Origin of the sequence: Nocardiopsis sp. MG754419 (genome assembly GCF_018207095.1) — a bacterium.
GTDB lineage: Bacteria > Actinomycetota > Actinomycetes > Streptosporangiales > Streptosporangiaceae > Nocardiopsis.
This window is the reverse complement of the sequence record NZ_QOCZ01000192.1, coordinates 1-9,026: the sequence shown is the minus strand read 5'-3', so window position 1 is coordinate 9,026 and position 9,026 is coordinate 1. Positions and strand designations below refer to the sequence as shown.

The window sequence follows — 9,026 nt, the reverse complement described above, 5'->3', positions numbered from 1 at the left end:
ACCGGCGTCCCATGGGGCCCCGGCCCAAGGCGGCCGCACCCGCCCCGACCCAGGCGCTGCCGCCCACACTCGTCGAGCCGACCGGCCAGGCGGTGCCGGGGCTCGCCCCCGGGGAACTGGCCGAAGCCGACGGGCACGCCCAGGCGCTCATCGAGGAGGGCCGCTTCGCCCAGGCCGTAGGCGTCCTCGACGATGTCATCCGCCCCGCCTCGGCCGCTCTGGGCGCCGAGTCGGCACAGGTCGTCGAACTGCGCCTGCTCCGGGCCAACGCCCTGGCCATCAGCGGTGACGCACAACGCGCCCTGCCGGAGTTCACCGACCTGGCCGACATCCTCCAGCGCCAGGCCGGACCACAGGACGAACGGGCGCTCATCTGCCGTCAGCAGGCCGCCTACTGCATGGCGCAACTGGGTGAGAACACCAGGGCCCTGCGGGAGGCCGAACACGTCCTGGACCTGTTCCGCCGAGTCTTCGGGGAACACTCCGAGGACGCCCTGGACCTGCGACTGGAGATGGCCATGTGGCGCCTGCGCTCGGGAGACGCCGAACGCGCCGCCGCGGAACTGCGGCCGCTCTACTCCGACCTGCGCGCCGCCTACGGCCCCAACGCCCCGGAAACCCTCCAGGTAGCCGACCTCCTGGGCAGACTGGGACACGACCGGGGCTGAGCCCGGCCCCCAGCCCCGACCGAGCAGGCCCCGTCAGAAGGAGACCCTCCTCCATGCCCCAACTCGCTCTGGGAAAGCAGTTCTTCGAGAGCGGTGAGTACGACGAGCTCCCCCCGTCGGCGCGCAGGAACATCCGGCTCGCCATGGAGAAGTTCAGCCTCCTCACCAACGCCGAGCTCAAGGCCGACAAGGGGCTCAACTTCAAGAACCCCAAGGGCCGCCGCAGCCGCAGCATCTTCACCTTCAAGGTGGACAACTTCTACCGGGGGGTCGTGCTCGCCCCCGAGAGCGGTGACAGCTACCTCCTGCTCAAGGTCCTGCCGCACGACCCCGCCTACGACTGGGCCATCAAACAGGACGCGGGCGTCAACCGGCTCACCGGCTCGGTGGAGATCTGGGACGCCGAAGGGCTGGAGCGCCTGACCCCCGGACTGGAGGAGAGGGCGGCCCCCACCGACCCCGAGCAGCGGCTGCTGGCCCGTGTCTCCGACGGAGACCTCACAGCCCTGGGCATCAGCGACAAGGTGCTGCGCGCGGCCCGCACCGCCGTGGACTCCGGCGAACTCACCGATATCGTCCCTTTCCTGCCCGAGGACCAAGCCGAGGTGCTCCAGTACCTGGCCGCCGGTTTCACGGTGGAGGAGGTCTGGCGCGACATCGTCGCCCATCGACCCTCCGGCGCGGTCAGTGACGACCTGGACACCGCGATCCGTAACACCCCCACCCGGGTGCGCCTGGTCTCCGGCCTGGACGAGCTGGAGGAGATCCTCTCCCAGCCCTTCGCCGCCTGGCGGACCTTCCTGCACCCGGCACAGCGCAAGGTCGCCTACAAGGCGAGCTACCCCGGCAGCTATCAGGTCACCGGCGGCCCCGGCACCGGCAAGACCGTCGTGGCCATGCACCGCGTCGAACACCTGCTGACCTATCTGCGTCCCGACGAGCGCATCTGGCTCACCACCTTCACCAACACCCTCGCCACGGCTCTGGGGGCCGGCGTCCGCCAACTTGTGGACGACCCGCCCCAGCTGGACCGGCTCGACATCACCACCGTCAATTCCCAGGCCAGCAAGGTCCTGACCGAGGCGGGCGGCGGGCGCGCCCCCCGCTTCATCTCCGACTCCCAGGAGCTCGACCGCTGGCGCGGAATCGTCAGGGACCAGGGGCTGGAGTGGACCGCTGAGTTCCTCCAGCAGGAGTACCGGCACGTCGTGCTCGCCCAGCGTCTGGACACCCTGGAGCAGTACCAGGCCGCCACGCGCAGCGGACGCGGCAGCCGCCTGGCCGCCGCCCAGCGCGAGCGGGTGTGGAAGGCCGTGACCGCCTTCGGCGAGGGCCTGGACGCCGACGGGGTGCAGACCCACCTGCGCGGCTGCGACCTGGCGGCCCGGATCCTGCAGGAGCGGGGGCCGCGCTTCCGGCACGTGGTGGTGGACGAGGCCCAAGACCTGCACCCCGCCCAGTGGCGGTTCCTGCGCGCCGCCGTGGCGCCCGCTCCCGACGACCTGTTCATCAGCGGGGACCCCCACCAGCGCATCTACGACGCCAAGGTCTCCCTGAAAACGCTGGGGATCAACGTGGTCGGGCGCTCGCAGCGGCTCCGCCGCAATTACCGCAGCACACAGCAGATCCTCACCTGGTCCAGGCCTCTGCTGGACGGGGAGAAGGTCGAGTCCCTGGCCGACGGGGGCACCGAGTCCCTCGCCGGTTACCGATCGGCACTCCAAGGGCCCGCGCCGACTACGCACGCCGCCGATGACCTGAACGGGGAGCTGGACGCGCTCGTGGACCGTGTGCGGGACTGGATCGAAGCAGGAATCGAGCCGTCGTCGGTGGCGGTCGCCGTGCGCGCCGGCTGGGTCGGGAAGAAGGCCGTCACCGCTCTGAACGGGGCCGGGATCGACACGTGCGGGCTGCGCGAGGCCGACGACGACACCCCGGGCGTCCGGGTGGGCACGATGCACTCGCTCAAGGGACTGGAGTTCCGGTGCGTCGCCGCGTTGGGGGTCGCGGATGGATCGGTGCCCAACCCCAAGGCCATCACCCCGCATGAGGTGGACGAGCTTCAGCACAGGGCGGACATGATGGCCGAGCGCTGTCTGCTCTTCGTGGTGTGCACCAGAGCCCGCGACCACCTGCACGTGTCCTGGCACGGTAAGCCGAGCCCGTTCCTGGCGGAAGCCGGGATCGCCTGAACCGGGGGCTTCGGGCGGTGCGGATCATCCGTACCACCCGAAGCCCCGGGCCACGTCTGTCCGCTCCGCGAGGGACTCACCTGCTCCAGCTGGAGCGGCGTTGCTATTCGCCTTCCTCTCCCAGTTCTTCGAGGATCCGTTCGGCGCGTTTGTCCATGCGTTCCCCGTCGATGTACCACCGTGCGGGTCCCTGTGCCGAGACCGGCGAGTCTTCCCAACCGGCGAGCTCGTACATGGTCATCACCAGGCCGCTGGGGGAGTGGTACTTGCCGTCGGCCTCCCACAGCAGCGAGTACCTACGGTTGTTCGTCCAGGTCGCTCGGGTCCTACGGGGATCCTCGATGAGCCAGTCGCGCAGCGCGATCTCCTCGTTACTGCTCAGCGGTCGGAACTCCAACGGGGTCCCCGGCCCCAGCTCACCGGCGTTCAACAGGATGGTCACGCTGTTGGGGCGTCGGCTCTTGCGCGGACGCTGGAGGGCCTTGGCCCGGTAGTCGGCGGACACCTGGGGAGCCTCCGAATCGGCGCGCAGGTCGCGGAGCGTGTTCTCGACCAGTACCCGGCAACGCCTGGGGTCGGAGAGAACACGGGTGATGGACACCGGCGCGGTGGAGCCGTGGGTGGCGTCGATGTGGTGCAGAAGCCACGGCAGTGCCTGGTCTGTCAGGGGGACAGCCCGGGCTACTGCCTCATCCCAGTCGTAGTAGTCGGAGGTCATCTCCTTGCGGTCCACACACTGGAAGATGAGGTGGGTGATGAGGAGGTCACCGCGCTCGGCGAGGTCGAAGCCCCGACCCCTGAGCTTCGTGGAGATCTCGTGCAGCCGGTTGCCGACGGCCCGGCGGAGCCGGACCGAACCCCAGACCTGTGGGGCCCCGAGCTTCTCGCCGAACAGGATCCCGTAGCTCCCGCCTTCGCTCCGGTCCCACAGAGTCTCCACGTTCTGCTTGGCCTCGACCGCCAGCCTGGGGTTCGAGTGTGCACAGGCCAGGGCGGTCGCTGCCTCGACCACAGAACATCCCTGCTCCGGCGCGGGGTCGGGCTCGCCTCGCCGATAGGTGTACTGCAGACCCCGGATGGACAGTTCCTCGCCGATCAGCGACTGCGTCGGGTCGAGGGAGACGAAGTCGCGGTACTGCACAGGGTTCTGTCGGTTGCGGGCGTGGGTGATGCGGTTGGGCAGCTCCGGGGAACTGCCGTCCTGTCCCGTGCAGATCACGTTCACACTGACGAGGGCCTCGGCCAGAGCCTCGGGGTTGTCCAGGAAGGCTCGGTGCAGGGACGTCACACTCTGCGCCCCGTCGATCACGCTGGCGTTGTTCAGCGTCAGCTTCACCGGAATGTTCTGCTTGCGGGGGCCGTCGAAAGCCGCTTCCAGGGATTCGCAGATGACGGTGATTCCGCTGTGGAGGTAGAGGAAGAGCTCGGGGTCACTGGTGACAGCACTCGCGATCTCCGCGTTCACCTCGGTCGAGCCCAGGAAATCCCGGATGTTGCGACGGAACAGGTGACGTCCAGCGGTGGAGAACCAGGCGGCGACCTCGTCGGCGCGGACGAAACCCTGGTAGAGCTCCACGGGCTCGTGCTCGTAGAGCCACTGGCGCATGGTCGCCTGGATGGGCTGGGACCTCGGGGCCTCCTCGACACGGATCTGTTCCCACAGGCGGTCGGTGCCCACTACCTGCAGGTCCAGGTTCAGACCGAAACCGTTGGCCTCCTTGAACTCCTCCTCGAACACGTCGAGCACGTCCGGGTGCAGCTCCTCGGGCCCGGTCATGGCGACCACGAAATGCACCTTGGCCTGGAAGTTCTTGAGCACCGCGCGAATCCGCTCGGCCATTTTCTCGGTGACACGTGAGTTGAAGCGGTCGTATTCGTGCCTTTCGAGGCGCTGCCATCCGCGAACGAACTTCAGGGCGGCCCCCTGGTCGAGCCCCGCCCGCCCCTTGTGACTCCACTTCGCCTGCACCAGCCAGATCTCACTGGTGTTCCCGGAGACCGCGATGGCATCGATCCCGAAGTCGTCTCGACCGTCGATGACACACGCCGAGGCCTTCTCGTTCCGGTCGTCGCCGTGCCAGCCGGTCACACCCTTGGTCGCCAGTGCCGCCAGCCCTCGCGAGAGAAAGGCGGACTCGCGTTCCGAGTCCGGTTTGCCTGCTAGATCGCTCAGGTCGATCAGATCGGTGAAGTCCCTTTCCAGGATGCCTTTGATCTGTCGAAGGGCACGCTCGGTACGGACGTCGGCCGGACGCTGCATGTATTCCTCTGTTCAGGGGAGTGCGGAGGGATAGGAACGATCATACTTAGGACGCACGAAGGGATGCGGGTGGTTCACAACCCCGCCGCAAGGAAGCGGTGGACTGGGTGCCCCTATCGTCCCGGGGCCTCCTCGAAGGACTCGGACTCGCGGACCTTCCGCCCCGCTCTGGTTGACTGTTCCGGTGACACAGGCACACCTGACGGTTGTCGGGTTGGAAAGGGCGTGGAGTGGGATTCCCGAGTTCGGGCATGCGTGCGGACATGGCCAGGCACCTCGACCTCCTTGCACTGGAGGGCGTTTTCCGTGAACGACACCCGGATGCGGGTCGTCACCTGGTGCACCGGGGGCCGAGGGAGGACGGTACACCCGAGAAGCTCACCCTGGACACGGGCACAACGGGAAGGGTCGAGATCATGTGGGTCCGGGGCGACCACCCCGATACGTCCCGCGTGTGCTGGATGATCAGTAGCTCGGTTGAGGGCGATCAGGGCGTGCTCTGGGACACCGGGACCCCCCTTGAAGTTCTCGCGGACGCGCTCCACGAGAAGGCCCTGGCGGTGACCGAAGGCCGCCAGGAGGCGAGCCCCTGGCGGTGGGCTGAGGCCGAGGCCTCCGACATCGCCCGGATCGCCGACGCCCTCACTTTGCGGGGCGTCACCGTGGACTACGCCATGGCTGACAACCGGCTCCGGGTCGTGTTCGGTGCCCACGGCTACGAGTTCCGGCGCCACCTGGGTGAGGGCCATCTGCTGCTCGTGCGGGTGGCGGACAGGCGGCTGTGGGTCTATCGCAGGCCCGAGCTCGGCTGGCTGGCGGACGTCCACGCCCCGTCCCAGCGCAGGGTGTGGCGTGTCGACCTGAACGCGCAGCTGTTCGGTTCGGCAGGTACGGCACCAGGGGTGCCCGCGGACCGGGTGAGCGTTGACGAGCTCGCCGGGGCGCTGGTCGGGGTCGTCGAGGAACTGCGGGACGCACCGACGCCTGCGACAGCCCTCTACTCCGGGGACGGAACCATCCACGGAAGCACGGAGGCGATGCTGCCCCCGAAGGCCATCGGACGATCAGTCGACCCCGAGAACCCCTGTGCCTTGGCGGCCGCCCAGCTCAACGCCTTCGGTTTCGGCGACGTACATTTTTCCGTGGACGGTACTGAGCTGGTTTCGGCGGAGTACCAGGTGGTCTGGTGGCTGCGTGAGCGCTCCCTCGGCCTGCCGGATCTGAAGAGGCTGTTCGCCGATGCCGCCGCCCAGGGAAAACGGCTTCTGGTACTGGCCCGGCACGGACTCACCGGCCCGGCCGAGGAGTTCGCCGACCGGTCCCGTTCCTTCGCCTTCAGCTTTGACCCGAGGCGGGCACGCGTGTTCAACGGGAACCGATTGGCGAGTGAAGCCGGGTTCACACATGACTACCAACTGGCGCGGTGAGGGCCGGGCACGACCTCGTACGGGGACCTGTCGTGGTGCTGCGACTCCGTCGCCGGCGGGGCTGGTTCGGGCCTCTGGTCCAACTTTCACCTTGGGGCCGGGAAACCCGGTATGTCCGTAGGAACACTTGTTGTACCGTTGAGGCCCATCGCCTTCCTTCGTCTCTTCTGTGATAGCCGGGAGTGCGAACGACATGAATGGACAAACGTGAGTTCGCACCCCTTCGAACAGTTCGAGGGCAACCTCTCTTATGCTCGCAACATGGTGACGGGCGGACGTGCTCTGGAAGGCCTGCACGGCTTGGGCGCGAATTATGGTGACCTCGCTGCGGCCCACCCGGAGGATCTTTACCGGGCAGCCTGGTCACAAGCAGTGTCAGCACTGGATCACTGGCTGCACCAAGAGGTTCTCGAACACGCGGTCGCGTTGGTCCGCTCAGAGGATCGACCGCTCCCCGAGCGATTGTCGAAGCTGAGGATGCCCTTCGCCACCGTCGAACAGATGGTGGACAACTCCGTAGGATCGGTTTTCGCTGAATTCATCGCGGAGGAGATCCGTCGAGACACCTACCAGCGTAGTAAGGGCATCAGCGAGGGGCTCCGGCTCATCACCCATCTGAACGCGCAGCAGATCTGGGAACACATCGCAGCGGGCCTCGGTACCGATGCCGGCGCGGCCCGAGACCGCCAGGACAAGATCGTCAACCGTCGAAACCAGATCGCGCACCAGGCGGACCTGGACTCGGAGGGTCGTCGTACTCCGATGTCGGCGGCCGAGGTCGTGGCCGCGGTGTCGTGGATCGAGGGCGTGGCCAAGCAGATCAGTGTGCTTCTGACTGGCCTCCCACGGGCGACCGTCGAACAGGAGACCCCCGCCTGGCTGGTTCGGGCCGGCAAGCTGGGTGAGCGTGAACAGTGGGCGCTTCGGAACGGTTTCGTGGGTGGTGGGTTCAACGAGGTGGGGGATCTGACCGCGATTGACAATCGTGCTCGCATGGTCGAGCTGATGGAGCAGGAGTACAAGGACGAGAGCGCGGGGCTCATCCGTAACTACGCGGGGCAGCTGTGGGCCTTCCGTGGCAAGATCCAGATCGGCGACCTTGTGGTGTTGCCGCTCAAGAAGACGAAGCAGGCCACGCTCGCCATTGGCCGTGTCATCGGTGATTACGAGTTCGAGGCAGGTGCTCCTGAGGATCGGCGGCATCTGCGTCGGGTCGAGTGGCTGACGAGCGATGTACCTCGCAACGTCGCGGAGCAGGACCTCAGGAATTCGTTGGGTGCGTTCATGACCGTCTGCGAGTTGTGGCGCAACGACGCGGCTTGGCGCTTGGCGAAACTTGCCCGTACCGGGAACGACCCTGGACCGAGGGCGACGGAAGCATAGGTCTCGATACGACGGGACAGGGGACACCGTCGGTTCGCTGAAGCCCCGATTCCGGCACTGTCCGGGATCGCGAAAGGTTTCTCAGGCTTTAGAAGGTCACCGAGCGTGAGCCAAGAGAGCGACCCCCTTCGCGAAACTGCTGTTTCCGCCGACCAGGTTGTCTTTGCCTACCGAGTCTGGCCGGTTCCGGTCAGTGGCCGAAAGCCCCTGACGAACGACGGTTCCGGCTGGTCGATCTGCGTGGTGGAGTGTCAGAGGGTCGTGACGGAGCGACCCCTTGTCCGGGAACCGGGAGAACGCGTGCGTGGAGCCGAGCGAGCCTGTGGCCAGAATCGTCTTTGACGAGGACGTCACGGAGGAGGGGGCGGGAACAGCGCGGCCGGGACCTGGAGCTCCTGCTGAAGGACTTGGACGTCGCCCAGGTGGCTGTGGCGGAGGGCGAGGCATGGGAGAGGACCAGGTCCGCTGATCCCGCGCTGCTCGCGGGGTGGTGGTGGCCGGTGCGATCCGCAAACCGGTGCTCGCCGCTCTGGTGACGCTGTTGGGGCAGTGGATCGAACAGAGCGGTCAGCGGTCGGTGACGGTGGAGTACGGCGACGCCAAGGTCATCGTGGAGGGCCGCGTGGCACGGTGGGATGTCGAGGCCTACGTGCGGGCCCTGAATGAGGGGCGCAAGCGCCGATGACTGATGCGCCGGACTGCCATCCTCATCGGGGTCAACCGCTACGACGACCTGGCAGTGCTCGACTCACCGCGCGAGAACGTCCAAGCCATCGAGCGGGTCCTCAAGGCCAACGGGCACTACGACCGGGTCCAGCCGCTGCTGGACCGCACCCGCAACGAGGCCATGGAGGCCCTGGAGATGTCGGCGCTGTCTGCGATGGTCTTCAACCGCTTGTTGGAGGGCTCCGGACGCGCAGCACGTGCTGTTGCCGAACTTCTTTCGCGAAGGCGCCTTCGCTGACGGTTTCGCGACTTGGTCCGTTGGTGAGGAGGAGCCCTAGATCGTTGATGGGAAATCCCTGAAACGCCTGCGGGCAAGACGAAGGGCGTCGAGGATCAGTGTGTGACCAAAGACCTTGACGCCCTTCTGACA

At 67.1% G+C, this 9,026-nt stretch carries 6 protein-coding genes and 1 pseudogene; 6 read left to right on the top strand and 1 reads right to left on the bottom strand.

Annotated features, from left to right (window positions below; all coding sequences use genetic code 11):
* A pseudogene (locus DSY14_RS25110) lies at positions 1–668 on the top strand (serine/threonine protein kinase); the annotation flags it as partial.
* 53 nt (positions 669–721) lie between these two features.
* Positions 722–2,860, top strand: coding sequence for a UvrD-helicase domain-containing protein (locus DSY14_RS25105; protein ID WP_211719090.1), 2,139 nt, complete (start codon positions 722–724; stop codon positions 2,858–2,860).
* A 103-nt stretch (positions 2,861–2,963) separates the two neighbouring features.
* Here the strand turns inward: DSY14_RS25105 and DSY14_RS25100 are convergent, their stop codons facing one another.
* Positions 2,964–5,120, bottom strand: coding sequence for an AIPR family protein (locus tag DSY14_RS25100; protein WP_211719089.1), 2,157 nt, complete (start codon positions 5,118–5,120; stop codon positions 2,964–2,966).
* Between the two features lie 461 nt (positions 5,121–5,581).
* On the opposite strand from DSY14_RS25100, the gene DSY14_RS25095 reads away from it, so the two are divergent.
* The 4 genes from DSY14_RS25095 (at position 5,582) to DSY14_RS25080 (ending at position 8,894) form a co-directional block, all read left to right on the top strand.
* The gene (locus DSY14_RS25095; protein ID WP_211719088.1) at positions 5,582–6,547 is read left to right on the top strand and encodes a hypothetical protein; all 966 of its coding nucleotides are present in this window, start codon (positions 5,582–5,584) and stop codon (positions 6,545–6,547) included.
* A 207-nt stretch (positions 6,548–6,754) separates the two neighbouring features.
* Complete coding sequence (locus DSY14_RS25090; protein ID WP_211719087.1) at positions 6,755–7,930, top strand: restriction endonuclease; 1,176 nt, start codon at positions 6,755–6,757, stop codon at positions 7,928–7,930.
* Between the two features lie 493 nt (positions 7,931–8,423).
* Positions 8,424–8,615: a hypothetical protein gene (locus DSY14_RS25085; protein WP_211719086.1), complete on the top strand. Its 192-nt coding sequence runs from the start codon at positions 8,424–8,426 to the stop codon at positions 8,613–8,615.
* A 3-nt stretch (positions 8,616–8,618) separates the two neighbouring features.
* Complete coding sequence (locus DSY14_RS25080) at positions 8,619–8,894, top strand: hypothetical protein (RefSeq protein WP_249188438.1); 276 nt, start codon at positions 8,619–8,621, stop codon at positions 8,892–8,894.
* The last annotated feature ends 132 nt before the right edge of the window (positions 8,895–9,026 follow it).